This is a genomic window from Pseudomonas sp. FSL R10-1339, from assembly GCF_009600545.1.
GTDB lineage: Bacteria > Pseudomonadota > Gammaproteobacteria > Pseudomonadales > Pseudomonadaceae > Aquipseudomonas > Aquipseudomonas bubulae.
This window is the reverse complement of sequence record NZ_WIVQ01000016.1, coordinates 17,671-39,353: the sequence shown is the minus strand read 5'-3', so window position 1 is coordinate 39,353 and position 21,683 is coordinate 17,671. Positions and strand designations below refer to the sequence as shown.

Here is a 21,683-nt window from a genome sequence, read left to right as displayed (position 1 = left end):
GCAACCTGCAAGCTGGTCAGGACAACCGGCCCACGACGCTGGGACACGTCTTGTTACAGGTTAGAAGCTGTAGCCGTCAGCATGCAAGGCGCAATGCAAATGCTACAGCTCCCGTTCAGCGTCGCACCGGACGCTTCTGCAATTTGCGCTGCAAGGTACGCCGATGCATGCCCAGGGCGCGGGCAGTGGCCGAAATATTGCCTTCATGCTCACCCAGCACGCGCTGGATGTGTTCCCACTGCAGGCGGTCAACCGACATCGGGTTGTCCGGCACCAGGGTTTCCAGGTCGGCATGCTGGGACAGCAAGGCAGCGAGCACGTCATCGGCATCGGCTGGTTTGCACAGGTAGTTGCAGGCTCCGCGCTTGATCGCCTCAACGGCGGTGGCGATGCTCGAATAACCGGTGAGGATCACCACCCGCATCTCCGGGTCGAGTTCCAGCAGCTTGGGCAGCAGGACCAGGCCGGAATCGCCGTCCATTTTCAGATCCAGCGCGGCAAAATCGGGCAGATCCTGTTGTGCCAGGATCAGCCCCTCTTCGGCGGAACCTGCCGTGCTCACGCGAAAACCGCGTCGGCTCATGGCGCGAGCCATCACACGGGTAAAAGTGGCGTCGTCATCTACCAACAACAAATGCGGCAGTTCTTCGCCTTCGACCTGAATTTCTTCACTCATTTTCATTTCCTCGGGCGACACGTGGCAGGCGCAGCTCAGTGAGCGTACCGCCATCCTCATGACTGTAGAGTTTTACCGAGCCGCCAGCGCGGGTCACGCTGGCCTTGCTCAAGAATAGGCCCAGACCGAAGCCTTTGCCCTTGGTAGTAAAAAAGGGTTTGCCGATTTGTTCGGCGATGGCCAACGGTACACCCGGACCGTGGTCACGAATACTGATTGTCAGATCAACCGCATCCCAGTCGACTGTCACTTCCAGCCCTTCCGGGCAGGCATCGGCGGCATTGTTGAGCAGGTTGAGCAGCGCCTGGGTCAAGTCAGGTGGCGGCGCCAGGCGCGGAACCGGCGCGTGGCCCAGGCACTGGAAGCGATAAGTGGCTTCAGGCCGCATCAAGTGCCAGCGGTTCAGGGCTTCATCCAGCCATTGCGTAACGTCCTGAACCTCGATCGCCAGCCGGCGGTTGGCCTCGGCGGCACGCACCAGTTGCTGCAGGGTTTCCTTACACAGCTTGACCTGATCCTGCAGCACGCTCAGATCGTCCTGCAAATCCGAGTCAAGGTGATCGCGACGCATCTCCTTGAGCAGCACGCTCATGGTCGACAACGGCGTCCCCAGTTCATGGGCTGCACCGGCCGCCTGCGTGGCCACGGCCAGCAATTGCTGGTCGCGCAGGCCTTCTTCACGGCGCAGGGCGCGCAGTTCTTCCTGACGGCGCAGTTCCTCACCCATTTTGGCGGCAAAGAACGTGATCACCGCAGCTGACAGGGCGAAACTCAACCACATGCCATAAATCTGCAGCTTTTCGCGAAAGAACGGCACGGTATCTATAGGGTAGAACTGCATCAACAGCAGCGTATACAGCGCCAGCGCAATCCCGGTCAGCACCAGCGAATAGCGCCAGGGCAGCGTGACGGCGGCGATGGTCAGCGGCACCAGATAATACGAAACAAACGGGTTGGCCGAGCCACCCGAAAAGTACAGCAGGGCACTGTGGATAAACAGGTCACAGGCCAGTTGCAGCGCATATTCCAGCTCAGTCACCGGCCAGGTGGTGCGCAACCGGATCGCGGTAAACGCGCACAACAGCATGGAAAACCCAAGGGTGATGCTGAGCTGAAACCAGGGTAATGGCAGCAGGTTGAACAGATAGGCAAAGCCCACTGAACCCGCTTGCGCGGCCAGCACCAACATGCGGATAAACGTAAGACGCCAGAGGTTCTGGCGTGTTGCGGACAATAACTGAACGGGGGCGAGCATGAGCTCTCCTGATGAGCGCTCCAGGCGGATCACCGGGAGTATAACCAAGCAGGCGGCCCCGCAGGCAAAAGTGCGGCAAACAGCCACAGTGTTTTTTATGAAAATGCGGCTAAAAGCCTGCGCAAAAAACGCCCTCGTAGCAGCTGCCGAAGGAACGAGGCTGCGTTCGGCTGCGAAGCAGTCGCGAAATCAGACATTGCGATCTATTAGTTAAATCTGGTTCTCAGCATTGACGACCGCTTCGCGCTCGAACGCAGCCTCGTTCCTTCGGCAGCTGCTACGCAATCTGTGGAGACCATATGTATCGAAAATGTAATTGGGCGAACTGATGGCCACTGATTAGAGTCATATGGCCATTGCTGTTCTCAATCAAGGAGCTTCCATGTCCAACTTCCAACGCACCGCTGCCCTTTTGACCCTGAGCATCGGCGCACTTGCCAGCCTGCCGGCCCTGGCAGACGACATTCATTACAACCAGATTTCCCTGCGTGCCGAAGCCAGCCAGGAAGTGCCTCGCGACTTGATGATCGTGACCCTCTATACCGAAGCGCAAAATACCGACGCCGCCAAGTTGGCCGCAGAAATCACCACGTCGATGAACAAAGCCATCGGCCAGGCCAAATCCGTCAAGGAAGTCACCCTGCGCCAGGGCAATCGCAACAGCTACCCGATTTACGACAACAAAACCCAGAAGATCACCGGTTGGCGTGAACGCGCAGAACTGCGCCTTGAAAGCACCGATTTTGCAGCTCTGTCCAAGCTCACCGGCGATCTGATGCAAACCCTGAAAATGGGCAGCATGCAGTTCACCGTCGCCAATGCCACGCGCAAAACCAGCGAAGACGCGCTGCTCAAGGACGCTGTCAATGCGTTCAAGGCTCGCGCCCAGTTGGCCACCGACGCCCTGGGCGGCAAGGGTTACAAGATCGTCAACCTGAACCTCAACACCAACGGCTACCCGCAACCTTACCTGCGCAGCGCAATGATGATGAAGGCCGCAGCCCCGGCGATGGACTCGGCGCCTACCCCGGAAGTCGAAGCCGGCACCAGTGAAGTCAGCATGAGTGCCGATGGCGTGATTGAAGTGCAGATGCAGTAAGCCTGATACGCCCTGCCAACCCCTGAAGCCAGACCGTTTCAGGGGTTTTTTTATGCCCCCGGGAAAACGCCTGCAATCGTTCTAGAATCTCAAGGTGATTACCTGCAGCAGCGCTGCCCTTCACAACAATGTTTCCCGCACAGGGGTATTGATTAGTAACAACACTGTCCTAAAACAGTGCAAGAAGGTCGCAAAAGCCCCCCGCAGATGTAAGCAAATGAGTCGAAATGCCATGCGCAAACGATCAAATGCGTCATAAGTTATATAAAAGCGACATTCCTGTACGATCGTCCCACCTTTTCAAGCTTCAACTGCTTCCACATATTGCATTGGGTATGGGCTGTGCATAAGTATCGCCGGGTCGACTCATAAGGTCGCCCTCAAACCAAAAATGACAAAAATCATGAGGCCACCATGTTCAAACACGCGGTCATTCCGTTTTTAGTAGGCGCCAGCCTGTTGGCAAGTGCACCTTTCGCCCACGCTGCTTCCAACCTGGTGTTTTGCTCTGAAGGCAGCCCGGCAGGTTTTGACCCTGGCCAGTACACCACCGGTACTGACTTTGATGCGTCGGCCGAGACCATCTTTAACCGCCTGAGCCAGTTCGAACGTGGCGGCACCAAGGTTGAGCCCGGCCTGGCGACCAGCTGGGATGTCTCGCCAGATAACCTGACATGGACTTTCCACCTGCGTGATGGCGTCAAGTTCCACACCACCCCTTACTTCAAGCCAACCCGCGATTTCAACGCCGACGACGTGCTTTTCACGTTCAACCGCATGCTCGACAAAGACATGCCGTTCCGTAAGGCTTACCCCACCGAATTCCCTTATTTCACCGACATGGGCATGGACAAAAACATCGCCAAGGTGGAAAAAATCGACGACAAGACCGTCAAGTTCACCCTGAACTCGGTCGATGCCGCGTTTATCCAGAACATGGCGATGCACTTTGCATCCATCCAGTCCGCCGAGTACGCCGACAAGCTGCTCAAGGAAGGCAAGCCTGCCGACATCAACCAGAAACCGATCGGCACTGGCCCGTTTGTGTTCAAGAGCTACCAGAAAGACTCGAACATCCGCTACACCGGCAACAAGGACTACTGGAAGCCAGAAGACGTCAAGATCGACAACCTGATCTTCGCCATCACCACCGACCCCTCGGTACGCGTCCAGAAGCTCAAGAAGAACGAGTGCCAGGTCACCCTCTTCCCGCGTCCGGCCGACCTCAAGGCCCTGAGTGAAGACCCGAATCTGAAGATGCCCCATCAAGCGGGCTTCAACCTCGGTTACATCGCCTACAACGTGATGGACAAGATCAAGGGCAGCAACGAGCCAAACCCGATGTCCCAGCTCAAGGTCCGCCAGGCCCTGGACATGTCGGTGAACAAACAGCAGATCATCGACTCGGTATACCAGGGTGCAGGCCAACTGGCGGTGGGTGCCATGCCTCCGACCCAATGGTCCTATGACACCAGCATCAAGGACGCACCTTTCGATCCGGAAAAAGCCAAACAACTGCTCAAGGAAGCAGGCGTCAAGGAAGGTACCGAGATCGTACTGTGGGCCATGCCGGTGCAACGCCCGTATAACCCCAATGCCAAGCTGATGGCTGAAATGCTCCAGTCGGACTGGAGCAAGATCGGCATCAAGGCCAAGATCACCAGCTACGAATGGGGCGAGTACATCAAGCGCTCCAAAGGCGGCGAGAACGGCGCTATGCTGATTGGCTGGAGCGGCGACAACGGTGACCCGGACAACTGGCTCGGCACCCTGTTTGGCTGCGACTCGCTGGAAGGCAACAACTTCTCCAAATGGTGCGACCCGGAGTTCGACAAACTGGTCAAAGCCGCCAAGGCCACCACTGATATTGCAGAGCGCACAAAACTGTACCAACAGGCGCAGCAACGACTCAAAAGCCAGATTCCGATGACACCTATCGCACACTCGACGGTGTATCAACCGATGCGCAAAAACGTAGAAGATTTCAAGATCAGCCCGTTTGGCCTGAACTCCTTCTACGGGGTCAGCGTCGGCAAATAACAAGGACCGGTGAATGCGGCTACAAGGCTGCATTCACTTATCTACCAGGACGGTGGAAATCACCTACAGCCTAAAGCCATATCTGACTACATCAGAGGCTATAGGAAGCCAAGACGATTCCTACAAGATTGTCAGATCCCATGTATTTACTGCTGAGCGCCGGCTGCTTAACTTCGGCCAAGGGCAGTCTATTGCAGCGGGTGAGGCGCAGTAGTTGATGGCATCGACGCCCTGAACCGTACGCCTTCGATCAAGGCGCGCTCAGGACTCAAAAATAAAAAAAGGATAGGGAACGCCATGCGCAACCCTCTGGTTTTATCAGTATTGATCGGCGCCGGCGTACTTGCCGGCAGCCCACTCGCAAACGCAGCCAACAGCCTGGTGTTTTGTTCCGAAGGCAGCCCGGCCGGTTTTGACACCGCGCAGTACACCACCGCCACCGACAACGACGCGGCCGAGCCCATTTACAACCGCCTCGCTGAGTTTGAAAAAGGTGGCACCGCAGCCGTTCCGGCCCTGGCAACGAGCTGGGATGTTTCCGAAGACGGCCTGACGTGGACGTTCCACCTGCGTGACGGGGTCAAGTTCCACACCACAAAATGGTTCACCCCGACCCGCAACTTCGATGCCGATGACGTGCTCTTTACGTTCAACCGTATGCTCAACCCGGACCATCCCTTCCGCAAGGCCTACCCCACCGAGTTCCCGTACTTCAACGGCATGAGCCTGGACAAGAACATCGCCAGCGTCGAAAAAACCGGTCCCATGACCGTGGTCATGAAACTCAACTCGGTAGACGCCGCCTTTATTCAAAACCTGGCCATGAGCTTTGCCGCCATCCTGTCGGCCGAATACGCCGACCAGTTGCTCAAGAGCGGCAAGCCCAGCGATATCAACCAGAAGCCTGTCGGCACCGGCCCGTATGTGTTCCATCGTTATCAGAAAGACTCGAACATCCGCTACGCCGCCAACAAGGACTATTGGGCCCCCAGCCAGGTCAAGCTCGACAACCTGATTTTCTCGATCAGCGTCGATGCCTCGGCGCGCATGCAAAAGCTGCGTAAAAACGAATGCCAGGTCTCGCTCAACCCGCGCCCGGCCGACGTTGCCGGCCTCAAGGCCGATCCGAAGCTGCAGGTGATTGAAAAGCCCGGCTTCAACCTCGGTTACATAGCCTACAACGTGCAGCACAAACCGTTCGACCAGTTGCAGGTGCGCCAGGCCCTGGACATGGCGGTCAACAAGGACGAGATCCTCAAGGCGGTGTATCAGGGCGCAGGCCAAAAAGCCGTCAACGCCATGCCGCCAACGCAATGGTCCTACGACGAAACCATTACCGACGCCCCCTACAACCCGGAAAAAGCCAAAGAGCTGCTCAAAGCCGCTGGGGTCAAGGACGGCACCGAAATAACCCTGTGGGCCATGCCCGTACAGCGCCCCTACAACCCGAACGCCAAGCTGATGGCCGAAATGCTGCAGTCGGACTGGGCCAAGATCGGCCTCAAGGTCAAGATCGTCAGCTATGAATGGGGCGAGTACATCAAGCGCACCAAAAACGGTGAGCACGACATCAGCCTGATTGGCTGGACCGGCGACAACGGTGACCCGGACAACTGGCTCGGCACCCTCTACAGCTGCGACGCGATTGGTGGCAACAACTACTCCATGTGGTGCAACAAGGAGTACGACACCCTGGTCAAGAATGCCAAGGTCGTGACCGATCGCGATCAGCGCACGGTGCTCTACAAACAGGCCCAGCAGTTGCTCAAGCAACAGGTGCCGATCACCCCCATTGCGCACTCCACAGTCAACCAGCCGCTGAGCGCCAAAGTCGAAGGGTTCACGGTCAGCCCCTTTGGCCGTAACGCCTTCTCAGGTGTCAGCCTCAAGGACTGATTACTCCAATAGAACAGTGCCACTGTGGGAGCGAGCCTGCTCGCGAAGTCCTCAAGAGCAGCGCGGTATCGCCAACGACCTTCGCGAGCAGGCTCGCTCCCACAACAGAGATCACAAACAACACCGCTCTTTCAGCAGGTCACTTAACCCATGGCCCGCTAAAACTTCGCCAAATCTGCACCAGGCAAACGTTTGCAATGCTTTAAATCGTTTTACAACAGCCGAGTCATCACAAAAAAAGACCGGCCATAAAAAGAAGAAACCAAAGAGGAGCCTCAACCATGAAACTCACCAGCCGCGCGTTATTGGCCTTGTCCATCAGCAGCATCACTGCGATGGCCAATGCCGATGAATTCATGCCGACCGAACTCAAAGCCAGCAGCGCTCAAAGCGAGACCAAGGGCTTTGTCGAAGACCAGACCCTGGGCGGCACTACCCGCAACTGGTACGCCAACGAGCTCAAGCGTCGCGATGACCGTTTCAGCTACAACAACCACGGCACCCGTGAATCCACCCCGCGCCGGATCAACTGGGTACAGAGCACCATCCTCGACTACAAGTCGGGCTTCACCGAAGGCACCGTAGGCTTCAGCACCCAGGTCGCGGCTTACAACGCCATTGCCCTGGATCGCGACGCCAAGGACATCGCCGGGCCAAACAACCGCACCCTGACCCACAGCGACGGCGACGCCGTCGGCCAGTGGAGCAAGCTGGGCCTGGCCAACCTCAGCGCCCGCATCTCCAACACCACGCTGACCGTAGGCCGACAGAACTTCAGCAGCCCGACCATCGACGTGATCGGTAACCGCGCACTGCCTTCCAGCTTTCAAGGGGTGGGCCTGCACAGTGAAGAGTTCAACAACCTGTCGTTCGATGCCGGCTCCTTTGACCGCGTGTCCCCGCGTACCGAGTCGAGCCTGAGCAAGTTCCGCAGCGAATACGGCGCAACCGGGGTTGAAACCGATCGCGCCAGCGTCGCCGGCCTCAACTACCAGCCGTTCAAGAGCCTGAAGACCACGCTGTACGCAACCCACGTTGAAGACTTCTGGAACCAGTACTACTTCGGCGCCGTACACGACATGGGCGACAACGCCACCCTGGGCCTGAATACCAACTTCAACTACTACAAGACCCTGGATACCGGCAGCAAGGCCCTGGGCAACATCAACAACGACGCCTACAGCCTGGCCTTTGCCCTGACCCACCAGGCCCACACCCTGAGCCTGTCGTTCCAGCAGATCGTCGGCGACGAATACTTCGACTACCTGCACGAAACAAACGGCATCTACCTGGCCAACTCCCTGCTCTCGGACTTCAACGGCCCGAACGAGAAATCCCTGCAACTGGCCTACAGCATCAACATGGCCCAGTACGGCATTCCGGGCCTCAAGTTCAACGCCTACCACGCCCGCGGCTGGGATATCGATGGCACCAAGTACACCGGCACCGCCTACGACGTGAAGAACATGGACGGCGAAACCCATTACGAGTACAGCGTTGGCACGTCCTATGCAATCCAAAGTGGCCCGCTGAAAGCCACCGCGATTCGCGCGACGTACACCACGCACCGCGCCAGCAAAAACCAGTCTGACGGCAACATCAACGAATTCCGCCTGGTGACCACCATTCCGTTCAACATTCTGTAAAAAACTGCTCAAACCCGAAGGCTGCGGCTGATTCGACGAATCAGCCGCAGCCGTTACGCTGGCTCACCCGACTCTGGAGAGGGTTGCTATGAAAAGATTCCCACTACGCACTGCCCTGGCCGCGGCACTGCTCTGCACCACTGTGAGTGTCAGCGCGAAAACCCTGGTGGTCTGCACTGAAGCCAGCCCTGAAGGGTTCGACATCGTCCAGTTCACCACCGCCGTGACTGCCGATGCTTCGGCCGAGACCATACTCAACCGCCTGGTCGACTTTGCCCCCGGCACCACGGATGTGGAGCCCGCCCTGGCCGAGCGCTGGGACATCAGCCCGGACGGGCTTGAATACACATTTCACCTGCGTCCCGACGTAAAGTTTCACACCACTGATTATTTCAAACCGACCCGAACCCTGAACGCCGATGACGTGGTCTGGAGTTTTCAGCGCCAGCTGGACCCGAATCACCCGTGGCACAAACTGTCGCTGGTCGGTTACCCCTACTTTGAAAGCATGGGTTTCAAGGACCTGCTCAAGAGCGTCGAGAAAGTTGACGACCTGACGGTAAAAATCACTCTCAACCACCCTGAAGCGCCGTTTCTGCGCGACGTGGCCATGCCGTTCAATTCCATCTACTCCGCCGAATACGCCGACCAGTTGCTCAAGTCCGGCAAAACCGCCGACCTCAATGCCAAGCCGATCGGCACCGGCCCGTTTATCTTCGTGCGCTACAACAAGGATGCCCAGGTACGCTTCAAGGCCAACCCGGACTACTTCCGTGGCAAACCGCCCAGTGATGCGCTGATCTTCGCCATCGCCACCGACAGCAACGTGCGCCTGCAAAAGCTCAAGGCCAACGAATGCCAGATCGCGCTGTACCCCAAGCCTGATGAGGTCAAGAACATCCGCAAGGACCCCAACCTCAAGGTCGATGAGCTGGCCGCCCTGATGACCAGCTATATCGCCATGAATACCAGTCACAAGTACCTGAGCGATGTGCGCGTACGCAAAGCCATCGACATGGCCTTCGACAAGCAGACCTATCTGAACTCCGTCCACGGCGAAGGCAACGCACTGCTGGCCGTCAACCCTTACCCGCCGACCATGCTGGGCTACAACACCAGCATTCAGCGGCCGCCCCGCGACCTGGACAAGGCCCGGGCCTTGCTCAAGGAAGCCGGGGTACCTGAAGGCACGGTACTGACCCTATTCACCCGCAACGGCGGCGGCCCGACCAACCCCAACCCGATGCTGGGTGCGCAGTTGCTGCAGTCCGACCTGGCACAAATCGGCCTCAAGCTGGATATCCGGGTCATGGAATGGGGCGAAATGCTCAAGCGCGCCAAAAATGGCGAACATGATCTGGTGTCGACCGGTTGGGGCGGCGATAACGGCGACCCGGATAACTTCCTGACCCCGCTGCTTAGCTGCGAGGCGGCCAAAAACGGCGAGAACTACGCCCGCTGGTGCAACAAGGACTTCGAAAGCCTGATCACCAAAGCCCGTGGTATCACTGAACCCTCGCAACGGGCCGAGTTCTATCAACAGGCACAGATGATTTTTAATCAGGACCAACCCTGGATCAACGTAACCCATCCTATGCTGTTCACGGCGATGCGCAAAAACGTCGAGGGCTATACCCTTAGCCCCCTGACCAACAACAACTTCGCCACAACCCAGGTGAAGTAGAACAATAAAAACCCGCCAGGGTTTACCTCAACCCCGGCGGACCTGCCTGACCGGCTGATAAGGAACACCACACGATGTTTAGTTTTATTGCCCGCCGAGTGGGGTTGTTGATCCCCACGTTCTTCGGCATCACCTTGCTCACCTTTGCCCTGATTCGCATGATCCCGGGTGACCCGGTCGAAGTCATGATGGGTGAGCGCCGGGTAGACCCTGAAATGCACGCCCAGGCCATGGAGCGCCTGGGTCTGAACAAGCCGCTGCACGAGCAGTACATCGACTACGTCAGCAAACTGGCACATGGCGATCTGGGCGAGTCATTGCGCACCCGTGAAAGCGTGTGGAGCGAATTTTCCGCACTTTTCCCCGCCACGCTGGAACTGGCCAGCGCCGCCCTGTTGTTCGCCGGCATCCTCGGGCTACTGGCGGGAGTGATCGCGGCACTCAAACGCGGCTCATTGTTTGACCACGGCGTGATGGGTATCTCCCTGGCGGGGTATTCGATGCCGATCTTCTGGTGGGGCCTGATCCTGATCATGTTCTTCTCCGTGGGCCTGGGCTGGACCCCGGTGTCCGGGCGTATCGACCTGCTCTACGACATAGAGCCCAAAACCGGCTTCATGCTTATCGACACCCTGCTCAGCGACGAGCCCGAAGCCTTCTGGGACGCGTTGCACCACCTGATTCTGCCGGCCATTGTGCTGGGTACCATTCCGCTGGCCGTGATCGCGCGGATGACCCGCTCATCCATGCTTGAAGTGCTGCGCGAAGACTACATCCGTACCGCCCGCGCCAAAGGCCTGTCACCCGCCCGCGTGGTGTTCGTGCACGGCCTGCGCAACGCCCTGATCCCGGTACTGACCGTGGTCGGCCTGCAAGTGGGCACCCTGCTGGCCGGTGCAGTCCTGACCGAAACCATTTTTTCGTGGCCTGGTATCGGTAAATGGCTGATCGAAGCCATTGGCGCCCGGGACTATCCCGTGGTGCAAAACGGCATCCTGCTAATCGCCTGCCTGGTGATTCTGGTCAACTTCGTAGTCGACATCCTCTACGGCTTTGCCAACCCACGCATCCGTCACCAGCGCTGAGATCCTGACCATGAGCACCTCCCCAAGCACGACCGAAGTGGATCAAAGCCTGCTTTATCCATCACCGTACAAAGAATTCTGGCATGCCTTCTCCCGGAACAAGGGCGCTGTGGCGGGTCTGATTTTCATGACCATCATCGTGTTCTGCGCGATCTTCGCCCCGTGGGTCGCCCCCCATAGCCCGAGTGAGCAATACCGCGACTTTCTGCTGACCCCGCCGGTCTGGCTGGAAGGCGGCAACTGGCAATTTCTGCTGGGCACCGATGAACTGGGTCGCGACCTGCTGTCACGCCTGGTCGAAGGTTCACGGCTGTCGCTGTTGATCGGTTTGTCGTCTGTGGTCATCTCGCTGATTCCGGGCGTGATCCTGGGCCTGTTTGCCGGCTTTTTTCCGCGCCTTCTCGGCCCGGGCATCATGCGGTTGATGGACATCATGCTGGCCCTGCCTTCCTTGCTGCTGGCCGTGGCGATTGTCGCCATCCTCGGCCCTGGCCTGATCAACACCGTGATCGCCATTGCCGTGGTGTCGTTGCCATCGTACGTGCGTCTGACCCGTGCCGCCGTGATGGGCGAGCTGAACCGCGACTATGTGACCGCTGCCCGCCTGGCCGGTGCCAGTCTGCCGCGCCTGATGTTTATCACTGTGCTGCCCAACTGCATGGCGCCGCTGATCGTGCAGGCCACCCTGAGTTTCTCCTCGGCGATCCTCGACGCCGCAGCACTGGGCTTTCTTGGCCTCGGCGTACAACCGCCAACCCCTGAGTGGGGCACCATGCTGGCTTCGACCCGCGACTATATCGAACGCGCGTGGTGGGTCGTCAGCCTGCCTGGCTTGACCATTTTGCTCAGCGTGCTGGCAATCAACCTGATGGGCGACGGCCTGCGCGATGCGCTGGACCCGAAACTCAAGAACGCCGCCTGAGGAGATTCCCATGTCACTGTTAGAAATCAAGAATCTCAATGTCCGTTTTGGCGACGCTACGGCCGTGCCGGTGGTAGACGGCCTGAGCCTGTCTGTGGATAAAGGCGAAGTACTGGCAATTGTCGGTGAGTCGGGGTCGGGCAAGTCCGTGACCATGATGGCGCTGATGGGCCTGATCGAGCACCCTGGTATCGTCAGCGCCGACGCGCTGACCTTCGACGGCAAGAACATGCTGACCCTCAGCGCGCGTCAGCGCCGCCAGATCGTCGGCAAGGACATGGCGATGGTCTTCCAGGACCCCATGACCGCACTGAACCCCAGCTACACCGTGGGTTTCCAGATCGAGGAAGTGCTGCGCCTGCACCTGAAAATGTCCGCCAAGGCAGCGCGCAAACGGGCCATCGAGCTGCTGGAAAAAGTTGAAATCCCGGGGGCTGCCAGCCGCATGGACGCCTACCCGCACCAACTGTCAGGCGGCATGAGCCAGCGCGTGGCGATTGCCATGGCGATTGCCGGTGAACCCAAACTGCTGATCGCCGACGAACCTACCACGGCCCTGGACGTAACCATCCAGGCGCAGATCATGGACCTGCTGCTGAGCCTGCAACGCGAACAGAACATGGGCCTGGTGCTGATTACCCACGACCTCGCCGTAGTCGCCGAAACCGCCCAGCGGGTATGCGTGATGTACGCCGGCCAGGCCGTGGAAGTCGGCAACGTGCCGGGGCTGTTTGATGTGCCCGCGCACCCGTACAGCGAGGCACTGCTGGCTGCGATCCCGGAACACAGCATGGGCGCTGCCCGTCTGTCGACCTTGCCCGGCATCGTGCCCGGTCGCTATGACCGGCCCAAAGGCTGCCTGCTGTCACCGCGCTGCCCGTATGTACAAGAGCAATGTCGTCAACAACGTCCTGCGCTGGAGCAACAGGCTCACAGCCAGGTGCGCTGCTTCTTCCCCTTGAATCAGGAGGTGGCGTAATGACTGTTGTTCTTACCGCCCGCGACCTAACCCGTCACTACGAAGTATCCCGTGGCATGTTCAAAGGCCATGCGCTGGTGCGCGCACTCAACGGCGTGTCATTTGAACTGGAAGCCGGTAAAACTCTTGCCGTGGTGGGAGAGTCCGGTTGCGGAAAATCCACCCTGGCCCGCGCGTTGACCTTGATTGAAGAGCCCTCCTCGGGCTCGCTGAAAATTGCCGGGCAAGAAGTTGCAGGGGCCAACAAGGCCGAGCGCAAACAACTGCGCAAAGACGTGCAGATGGTGTTCCAGAGCCCCTACGCCTCGCTCAACCCGCGGCAGAAAATCGGCGATCAACTGGCCGAGCCGCTGCTCATCAACACCAGCCTGAGCGCCAGCGAGCGCCGCGAAAAAGTCCAGGCCATGATGAAACAGGTCGGCTTGCGCCCCGAGCATTACCAGCGCTACCCGCATATGTTCTCGGGGGGCCAGCGCCAGCGTATCGCCCTGGCCCGGGCCATGATGTTGCAACCCAAGGTGCTGGTGGCGGACGAACCAACCTCGGCGCTGGACGTGTCGATCCAGGCGCAGGTGCTTAACCTGTTTATGGATTTGCAGCAGGAGTTCAACACTGCCTACGTGTTCATTTCCCATAACCTGGCGGTGGTGCGACATGTGGCCGACACGGTACTGGTGATGTACCTCGGTCGCCCGGTAGAGATGGGCCCCAAGGAGGAGATCTACACCCGGCCGTTGCACCCCTACACCCAGGCGCTGCTGTCGGCCACGCCGACGATCCACCCCGATCCGCTCAAGCCAAAAATCAAGATCGTCGGCGAGCTGCCCAACCCGCTGAACCCGCCATCAGGTTGCGCCTTTCACAAGCGCTGCCCGTATGCGACCGAGTTGTGCAGCACAGACGAACCTGTACTGCGCCTGCTCGACAACCGCCAGGTTGCCTGCCATCACGCGGAGCAGTTTTTGCAGAGCTAAACACGACCCGTAGCAGCTGCCGAGGAACGAAGGCTGCGTTCGGCGGCACAGCCGTCGTAAAATCGAGGCCCGCGGAGTAACAGACATACCGCAAGCTCAGGTTTTACGATTGCTTCGCAATCGAACGCAGCCTTCGGCAGCGGCTACACATAGAGGTAATGCATTACGTCTGGCTATCGCCTTCATCGCCCTCATCGCCGTTATCCCCACCGTCACCGCCGCCATCACCATCGGTCTGGTCATCATCCCCCGAACTGCCGCCCTGCCCCTGGTCCCCAGGTTCGGAATCCGACTTGTAGATGGCATGAAGTGTCGGCCCCGGCACGCCTGTTACTGAAAACCCGGCCCCCGTGCTGCTCAGCGGGTTGCTCGCCCAAGCCGCCGAGGCACTCACCGTCAGCAGCACCAGCACCTTGAGCAACAGCACAATGCGTTGAAAAAGCTTCATCGCGATTTCCATCCTGTTATGAGAAAAGCACCCTTTAAACCTAGTTCGCCCCTTTCAGCTTTTCCAGAAACTCACAGGCTGGGATATACCCATTCGGAGTAACGCAGCCGCGTTTGTCGATACTATGTGGTGGGCCATACGCTCACTTGTAGCCGTTGACGAGCAGCGCGAGGCTACGTCCGACTGCGTAGCAGTCGTAAACTGCTTCGGACGCGATCACAGCCTTCGGCAGCGACTACTGAAGACACGTGCGTTAGATAGTTGAATTGATAGCCGTAGACATTTAGCCAATAAAAAGCCCAGCCACCCATGATCACTGGATGGCTGGGCTGAACAAGCAAAAATCAAGCAGATTTGAAGCCAGGCTTACCGTTGGCGGCTCGCCATTCACTGACTTTCTTGGTTATAGCTTCTGGAGTGCTGTCCAAATCAGATGCGGCATAGTAGATAAGGTCTGTACCTTCAGGATGCTCAGTGACTTTTTCAAAATGCGCCAGAAGCTTGTCAAGGCGTTCATCAGTTTCAGCAATGTTCTCCTGGAATATTTCTTTCATAAACACCAAGAACTCGGCTTCCGTATACTCAGAGAAACTACTTTTCAGCTCCATCATTTCGCTCCTTTATGAATATCCAGGTGACGCTTAGGGGTCAAAATCAACATATTTTCAACATTGTAAATATCTCCCCCCTTAGCGACTTCATGGACATGATGTATTTCAAATGAGGACCGCTTGCCCACTGCATCACTTTTCCTGGTCTTAGCTGCATTACCGATGCTCATTCGGGCTCTATTTGGAGCTATAAACTGCTGTGACAGCACCGGATCTTTCGTTATTTCTACCCAAAACGCCTCTCGAAACGCCTTGAAATTCTTGAACTCCCTTCCCCGAAGCCGATCAGCAATCTGTGACGGCACCGCAGCACCCTCACCCTGCGCCGCAGCCCCCAGCCAGATACCCGTACTGGCGTGACAGTGGCGCCAGTGTAAACCGTTGGCACTGGTTGCTCGGCAGGGGAAGTAGTCGAGCTATTCCCCGGATCGACGATGGGTGTCCAGGTCAACGTCCTTGGCGGTACATCTTCAGTGGTTACGCTGTAAACATTCAGCTGTGCGTTAAACGTTGCAGCTACAACCCTGACATTCGACGGCACAGTTATGCCATCCGCCAAAGCGACAAAAACTTCAGACTGCCCATCTGCGGCTGTTTTTGAACTGATACGCACTGGCAGATCAACATTGCCATTGGCGGCAGCAATTGCTGATAGATCGTCGTTGAGCCCAGGTGCCAGATCCGAGAGCGGCCTACTAAATGCATAGCGCTCAGGCAATTCGCCATTTGCCAGTTTGGGCGAATACACCAAGGCAGACACCCCCACCAAAAACCCCGAAGCTGTGCCTGCGAATAAACCGGACAAGGCGCGAATAGGTCCGCAGGCCTTTGCGCTCCTAAGGGCTCGATCGCAGTCTGCGGCAGCGGTTACAAAATTTGCGCAAAAAAAAGCGAAGCCCAAGGGCTTCGCTTTTTTATCAACCAGACACCTGAGTGCTTAGTGATGCTCGCGGGTTGCGCGGAACTTCACATCCGGCCAGCGCTCTTCCATCAACGCCAGGTTGACGCGGGTCGGAGCCAGATAGGTCAGGTGACCGCCACCGTCCACGGCCAGGTTTTCCACAGCTTTGACGCTGAACTCTTCGAGCTTCTTCTTATCGTCGCAATCAATCCAGCGAGCCGAGTACACAGTGATCGGCTCGTAGGAGCATTCCACTTTGTATTCTTCTTTCAAGCGGCTGGCGACCACGTCGAACTGCAGCACACCCACGGCGCCCAGGATGATGTCGTTGCTGCGCTCCGGGAAGAACACCTGGGTGGCGCCCTCTTCGGCCAGTTGCTGCAAGCCCTGGCGCAATTGCTTGGACTTGAGTGGATCGCGCAGACGTACGCGACGGAACAGTTCCGGGGCAAAGTGCGGAATACCGGTGAAGCTCAGGCTCTCACCTTCGGTGAAGGTGTCACCGATCTGGATGGTGCCGTGGTTGTGCAAACCGATGATATCACCCGCAAAAGCCTCTTCGAGCTGTTCACGCTCGGAGGAGAAGAACGTCAGCGCATCGCCGATACGAACATCTTTGCCGGTGCGCACATGGCGCATTTTCATGCCCTTTTCGTATTTGCCCGAGCAAATGCGCATAAAGGCGATACGGTCGCGGTGTTTCGGGTCCATGTTCGCCTGGATCTTGAACACGAAACCGGTGAATTTCTCTTCAACCGGCTCGACGGTACGCTCGTTGGCAACACGGGCCAGCGGCTTCGGGGCCCAGTCAACTACCGCGTCGAGCACATGGTCGACACCAAAGTTGCCCAGTGCGGTACCGAAGAACACCGGGGTCAACTGGCCGTCGAGAAATTCCTGCTGGTTGAATTCATGGCAAGCGCCCTGAACCAGTTCCAGTTGATCAACAAAACGATCGTACTCGTCACCCAAGTGGGCACGGGCTTCATCGGAATCGAGCTTTTCGATGATTTTGGTTTCGGTGCGCTCATGCCCATGACCGGCGGTGTAGACGATGATGTAGTCGTCTGCCAGGTGGTAGACACCCTTGAAATCGCGGTAGCAGCCGATCGGCCAGGTGATCGGCGCCGCCTTGATTTTCAGGACCGCTTCGATCTCGTCCAGCAACTCGATCGGGTCGCGAATATCGCGGTCGAGTTTGTTGATAAAGCTGACGATTGGCGTGTCACGCAGACGACACACGTCCATCAGGGCGATGGTACGTGGCTCAACGCCCTTACCGCCGTCGAGGACCATCAGCGCCGAGTCGACCGCGGTCAGCGTGCGGTAGGTGTCTTCGGAGAAGTCTTCGTGGCCCGGGGTGTCGAGCAGGTTGATCATGTTGTCGCGATACGGGAACTGCATGACCGACGTGGTAATCGAAATACCCCGTTGTTTCTCCATTTCCATCCAGTCGGAGGTGGCATGGCGGTCGGACTTTCGCGATTTCACCGTACCGGCGACAGCAATCGCCTTACCCATCAGCAAGAGCTTTTCGGTGATGGTGGTCTTACCCGCATCGGGGTGGGAAATAATGGCGAAAGTGCGGCGTTTCGCGACTTCGGCGGCCTGGTTGGTCATGGGAAATCGCCTGACGATTGATTCAAAAAAGGGCGCGGATTATAGCTCAAATCAGGCGCCTACAGCCACCGTTGGAACCGTGGCTCGTCGGACAAGGGTGGCAATGTGCCGTAAAAAATGTGAACCTTTTAAACAGTGGAGGCGTCCACTCTCCTGATACGACAAAGCGTCAGGGGCTGAAATATCAGCAAGTTAGCCTGACGAGGCTGCGCTAATGACAGGTGTTGAGGGCGCATTTTCGCCACCACCTGTTGCTCTTCGCGAACATATTGCCGGCAGCCAGGAATGGCCTTGCCACACGACGATGTGTTCGCCGACTGAAAAAAAAGGAGTCCGTCTATGGCGAATCGCTATGGAAAAGGGCTTATAGGATGCGCGGTCGTTATCGCGCTTCTGGCCCTGTTGGTCCACTGGATCGGCATCAGCACTATCGAACACTATCAAGATGATTTGTTGTTCTACCTGCAAGCCCACCTGTACCTGGTACTCGCTTCAATGCTCGCCGCCCTCCTTGTAGGGATACCTGCCGGCATTTTCCTCAGCCGACCTTCAATGGCCGGACGTGCGGAACGCTTCATGCAAGTCTTCAACATCGGCAACACCGTGCCTCCTCTGGCGGTACTGGCCATTGCCCTGGGTTTCCTGGGCATCGGTAGCGGCCCTGCCATCTTCGCCCTGTTTCTCGCCTCGTTGCTGCCCATTGTGCGCAATACCTACGAAGGCTTGAAAAACGTCCAGGGTTCGCTCAAGGAAGCCGCCGTCGGTATCGGCATGACCCCGCGCCAGGTGCTGTGGCGGGTCGAGTTGCCCAACGCCGTGCCCATCATCATGGGCGGTGTGCGCGTGGCACTGGCGATCAACGTCGGTACCGCCCCGCTGGCGTTCCTGATCGGCGCCAACAGCCTGGGCAGCCTGATTTTTCCAGGCATTGCCCTCAACAATCAGCCGCAACTGATTCTCGGCGCCGCCTGTACTGCGCTGCTGGCACTGCTGCTCGACGGCCTGGTGATACTCATCAGCCGCCAGTGGTTGGAACGCGGTCTGCGACCTGCTTAAGGTCTGGCTGAGCAAAGGAATAACCATGAAAAAAATTAGCTTTTTACTAGGCTGCATCCTGCTGTGTGCAGGAATTGCCCAGGCTGCGGAAAAACCCTTGATTCGCATTGGGGCGCGGGTGTTTACCGAGCAAACCCTGCTCGCGGAAATCACTTCGCAATACCTCAACAGCAAGGGCTATAACGCTCAGGTCACCGGCGGGCTGGGCAGCAGCCTGGCGCGTTCGGCCCAGGAGTCGGGGCAACTGGACATGGTGTGGGAATACACCGGCGTTTCGCTGGTGGCCTACAACCACATCACCGACAAACTCGACAGCCAGCAATCCTACGACCGGGTAAAAGAGGTCGATGCTAAAAAAGGACTGGTCTGGCTGCATCCGTCCAAGTTCAGCAACACCTATGCGCTGGCACTGCCACAAAAGGTGGCCGAAGCGTTTCCGGGCATCAACAGCATCAGCGACCTGAACAAGGCAATGCGCGAACCGGACAACAAAAATGCGCTGGTGGCCCTGGACACCGAGTTCGCCAACCGCTCCGACGGCTTGCTGGGTATGGTCAAGCTCTACGACATGGACCTGACCCGTCGCAATATCCGCCAGATGGACGCCGGGCTGGTCTACACCGCGCTGAAAAACGGCCAGGTGTTTGCCGGACTGGTCTACACCACGGACGGTCGCTTGAGCGCCTTCAATCTCAAATTGCTTGAAGACGACAAGCACTACTTCCCGGACTACACCGCCGCGCCGGTAGTGCGTCAGGCCTATCTGGATCAGCACCCCGACCTTGCGGGGCTGCTTAAGCCACTGGCCGATCTGTTTGACGATGAAACCATGCGTCAACTCAACGCCCGGGTCGATGTAAACCACGAAAGCCCGTCCAAAGTCGCCGCAGACTTTCTGCGCCAGCATCCACTGAACTGAAAAGAGGAGAAGACATGGAATTTTTAAACGCCTTTTCCCACATGGACTGGTCGCTTGTTCTGCATCTGACCTTGCAGCACATCACCCTGGTCGGCATTGCCGTGATTCTGGCAATCCTGATCGGCGTGCCGCTGGGCGTGCTGATGACACGCTTTCCGTCACTGGCCGGCCCGCTGCAAGCCAGCGCCACGGTGCTGCTGACCATTCCGTCAATTGCCCTGTTCGGCCTGCTGCTGCCGTTCTACTCGAAGTTCGGCCAGGGCCTTGGCCCTATGCCGGCCATTACCGCCGTGTTTTTGTACTCACTGCTGCCGATCATGCGTAACACCTTCCTGGCCCTCACCGGCGTGGAACCGGGTATTCGCGAAGCCGCTCGCGGTATCGGCATGACCTTCAGCCAGCGCCTGCGCATGGTTGAACTGCCCATCGCCGTGCCGGTGATTCTGGCCGGTGTGCGTACCGCCGTGGTCATGAACATCGGCGTCATGACCATTGCCGCCACCATCGGTGCCGGTGGTCTGGGTGTACTTATTCTTGCTGCAATCAGCCGTAGCGACATGTCGATGCTGATCGTAGGCGCCGTGTTGGTCAGTGTTCTGGCCATCATCGCCGACCTGCTTCTGCAATGGCTGCAACGCTCGCTGACTCCAAAAGGACTGCTCAAATGATCGAACTTCAAAACCTCAGCAAAACATTCCAAAGCAACGGCAAAGATGTAAAGGCCGTGGACTCGGTAAACCTGACCGTCAATGAAGGCGAAATCTGCGTATTCCTCGGGCCTTCGGGCTGCGGCAAAAGCACCACGCTGAAAATGATCAACCGTCTGATCAAGCCCACGTCGGGCAAGATCCTTATCAATGGCGAAGACACCACTGACCTCGACCCGGTAACCCTGCGTCGCAATATTGGTTATGTGATCCAGCAGATCGGCCTGTTCCCCAACATGACCATCGAGGAGAACATCACCATCGTTCCGCGCCTGCTGGGGTGGGACAAGCAAAAGTGCCATGACCGTGCCCGCGAACTGATGAGCATGATCAAGCTGGAGCCCAAGCAATACCTCAACCGTTATCCGCGCGAACTGTCTGGTGGTCAGCAGCAACGAATCGGCGTGATTCGCGCCCTGGCGGCCGATGCGCCGCTGCTGCTGATGGATGAACCGTTTGGTGCGGTGGACCCGATCAACCGCGAGATGATCCAGAACGAATTCTTCGAGATGCAGCGCGCGCTGAACAAGACCGTAATCATGGTCAGCCACGACATCGACGAAGCGATCAAACTGGGCGACAAGATCGCCATCTTCCGTGGCGGCAAACTGTTGCAAATGGACCACCCGGATACCCTGCTCGCTCACCCGGCGGACGACTTCGTGAGCAACTTTGTCGGCCAGGACAGCACCCTCAAGCGCCTGCTGCTGGTCAAGGCCGAAGATGCCGCGGACAACGCGCCATCGGTGAGCCCGGAAACCCCGGTGGCCGAAGCCCTGGAGCTGATGGACGAACTGGACCGTCGCTATGTGGTGGTCACCTGTGCCGACAACAAGGCACTGGGGTATGTACGTCGTCGTGACCTGCATCGCCAGACAGGCACCTGTGGCCAGTTCCTGCGGGAGTTCACCGCGACCGCTGCGTCGGAAGAACATTTGCGCATCCTGCTGTCGCGCATGTACGAGTTCAACCGCTCGTGGTTGCCGGTGATGGACGCCGAACGCGTATTCCAGGGCGAAGTGACGCAAGAATCGATTGCGGCGTACCTGAGTTCGGGTCGTTCGCGTGGCGCCAAGACCAGCATTGTTTCACCGGCTGAAATAGCTTCCGCTTGAGCCCTGTAGCCGCTGCCGCAGACTGCGCCGGGTTGCGCAGCCTGCGGCAG

The 21,683-nt window shown here is 58.0% G+C and carries 20 protein-coding genes; 13 read left to right on the top strand and 7 right to left on the bottom strand.

What is annotated here, in order from left to right; translation table 11 throughout:
• Nucleotides 1-115: 115 nt before the first annotated feature.
• Together GHO03_RS07695 and GHO03_RS07690 are read right to left on the bottom strand one after the other, a co-directional pair.
• Entirely contained in the window at nt 116-676 is a 561-nt protein-coding gene (locus tag GHO03_RS07695; protein ID WP_016779485.1) for a response regulator transcription factor, read from the bottom strand.
• On the bottom strand, nt 669-1,931 hold the full coding sequence (locus tag GHO03_RS07690) for an ATP-binding protein (protein ID WP_133144784.1): 1,263 nt from the start codon (nt 1,929-1,931) through the stop codon (nt 669-671). The genes GHO03_RS07695 and GHO03_RS07690 overlap by 8 nt, the downstream gene beginning before the upstream one ends.
• Nucleotides 1,932-2,313: 382 nt before the next feature.
• Here GHO03_RS07690 and GHO03_RS07685 point away from each other — a divergent pair, with 382 nt between their 5' ends.
• The 9 genes from GHO03_RS07685 to GHO03_RS07645 all read left to right on the top strand — a co-directional run bounded on the left by GHO03_RS07685 (nt 2,314) and on the right by GHO03_RS07645 (nt 14,256).
• A complete protein-coding gene (locus GHO03_RS07685) occupies nt 2,314-3,030 on the top strand; it encodes an SIMPL domain-containing protein (RefSeq protein WP_095001570.1) in 717 nt (238 codons plus the stop codon).
• 414 nt (nt 3,031-3,444) lie between these two features.
• Nucleotides 3,445-5,070, top strand: a complete 1,626-nt coding sequence (locus GHO03_RS07680; RefSeq protein WP_095018283.1) for an ABC transporter substrate-binding protein — start codon at nt 3,445-3,447, stop codon at nt 5,068-5,070.
• Nucleotides 5,071-5,367: 297 nt separating this feature from the next.
• Nucleotides 5,368-6,966 (top strand): ABC transporter substrate-binding protein, encoded by a 1,599-nt coding sequence (locus GHO03_RS07675; protein ID WP_153399515.1) that lies wholly within the window; start codon nt 5,368-5,370, stop codon nt 6,964-6,966.
• A 281-nt stretch (nt 6,967-7,247) separates the two neighbouring features.
• A complete protein-coding gene (locus GHO03_RS07670) occupies nt 7,248-8,612 on the top strand; it encodes an OprD family porin (RefSeq protein ID WP_153399513.1) in 1,365 nt (454 codons plus the stop codon).
• An 88-nt stretch (nt 8,613-8,700) separates the two neighbouring features.
• Nucleotides 8,701-10,296 carry an ABC transporter substrate-binding protein gene (locus GHO03_RS07665; protein WP_095001575.1) on the top strand — a complete coding sequence of 532 codons (1,596 nt, stop codon included), beginning with the start codon at nt 8,701-8,703 and terminating at the stop codon, nt 10,294-10,296.
• Nucleotides 10,297-10,370: 74 nt separating this feature from the next.
• On the top strand, nt 10,371-11,381 hold the full coding sequence (locus GHO03_RS07660; protein WP_095001576.1) for an ABC transporter permease subunit: 1,011 nt from the start codon (nt 10,371-10,373) through the stop codon (nt 11,379-11,381).
• Between the two features lie 10 nt (nt 11,382-11,391).
• Nucleotides 11,392-12,303 (top strand): ABC transporter permease subunit, encoded by a 912-nt coding sequence (locus GHO03_RS07655; protein WP_153399511.1) that lies wholly within the window; start codon nt 11,392-11,394, stop codon nt 12,301-12,303.
• Between the two features lie 10 nt (nt 12,304-12,313).
• A complete protein-coding gene (locus GHO03_RS07650; protein WP_095001578.1) occupies nt 12,314-13,282 on the top strand; it encodes an ABC transporter ATP-binding protein in 969 nt (322 codons plus the stop codon).
• Complete coding sequence (locus GHO03_RS07645) at nt 13,282-14,256, top strand: peptide ABC transporter ATP-binding protein (protein ID WP_095001579.1); 975 nt, start codon at nt 13,282-13,284, stop codon at nt 14,254-14,256. Before GHO03_RS07650 ends, GHO03_RS07645 begins: the two co-directional genes overlap by 1 nt.
• Nucleotides 14,257-14,419: 163 nt before the next feature.
• Here the strand turns inward: GHO03_RS07645 and GHO03_RS07635 are convergent, their stop codons facing one another.
• The 5 genes from GHO03_RS07635 to GHO03_RS07620 form a co-directional block, all read right to left on the bottom strand.
• Nucleotides 14,420-14,704, bottom strand: coding sequence for a hypothetical protein (locus GHO03_RS07635; protein ID WP_178102596.1), 285 nt, complete (start codon nt 14,702-14,704; stop codon nt 14,420-14,422).
• Nucleotides 14,705-15,048: 344 nt separating this feature from the next.
• Nucleotides 15,049-15,312, bottom strand: a complete 264-nt coding sequence (locus tag GHO03_RS07630; RefSeq protein ID WP_133145186.1) for a bacteriocin immunity protein — start codon at nt 15,310-15,312, stop codon at nt 15,049-15,051.
• Complete coding sequence (locus GHO03_RS25810; RefSeq protein ID WP_306106498.1) at nt 15,312-15,620, bottom strand: HNH endonuclease signature motif containing protein; 309 nt, start codon at nt 15,618-15,620, stop codon at nt 15,312-15,314. Before GHO03_RS25810 ends, GHO03_RS07630 begins: the two co-directional genes overlap by 1 nt.
• Entirely contained in the window at nt 15,542-15,928 is a 387-nt protein-coding gene (locus tag GHO03_RS25740) for an S-type pyocin domain-containing protein (RefSeq protein ID WP_345789305.1), read from the bottom strand. The genes GHO03_RS25810 and GHO03_RS25740 overlap by 79 nt, the downstream gene beginning before the upstream one ends.
• A 324-nt stretch (nt 15,929-16,252) precedes the next feature.
• The gene (locus GHO03_RS07620) at nt 16,253-17,836 is read right to left on the bottom strand and encodes a peptide chain release factor 3 (protein WP_016779471.1); all 1,584 of its coding nucleotides are present in this window, start codon (nt 17,834-17,836) and stop codon (nt 16,253-16,255) included.
• 339 nt (nt 17,837-18,175) lie between these two features.
• Between GHO03_RS07620 and GHO03_RS07615 the strand changes: the two genes are divergently transcribed.
• The 4 genes from GHO03_RS07615 to GHO03_RS07600 are packed head-to-tail and all read left to right on the top strand — an operon-like array spanning nt 18,176 to nt 21,633.
• The gene (locus GHO03_RS07615) at nt 18,176-18,892 is read left to right on the top strand and encodes an ABC transporter permease (protein ID WP_095001582.1); all 717 of its coding nucleotides are present in this window, start codon (nt 18,176-18,178) and stop codon (nt 18,890-18,892) included.
• Between the two features lie 25 nt (nt 18,893-18,917).
• Nucleotides 18,918-19,811: a glycine betaine ABC transporter substrate-binding protein gene (locus tag GHO03_RS07610; protein ID WP_133144783.1), complete on the top strand. Its 894-nt coding sequence runs from the start codon at nt 18,918-18,920 to the stop codon at nt 19,809-19,811.
• Nucleotides 19,812-19,825: 14 nt separating this feature from the next.
• A complete protein-coding gene (locus tag GHO03_RS07605) occupies nt 19,826-20,479 on the top strand; it encodes an ABC transporter permease (protein ID WP_095001584.1) in 654 nt (217 codons plus the stop codon).
• Nucleotides 20,476-21,633, top strand: a complete 1,158-nt coding sequence (locus GHO03_RS07600) for a betaine/proline/choline family ABC transporter ATP-binding protein (RefSeq protein WP_095001585.1) — start codon at nt 20,476-20,478, stop codon at nt 21,631-21,633. Before GHO03_RS07605 ends, GHO03_RS07600 begins: the two co-directional genes overlap by 4 nt.
• Nucleotides 21,634-21,683: the final 50 nt, after the last annotated feature.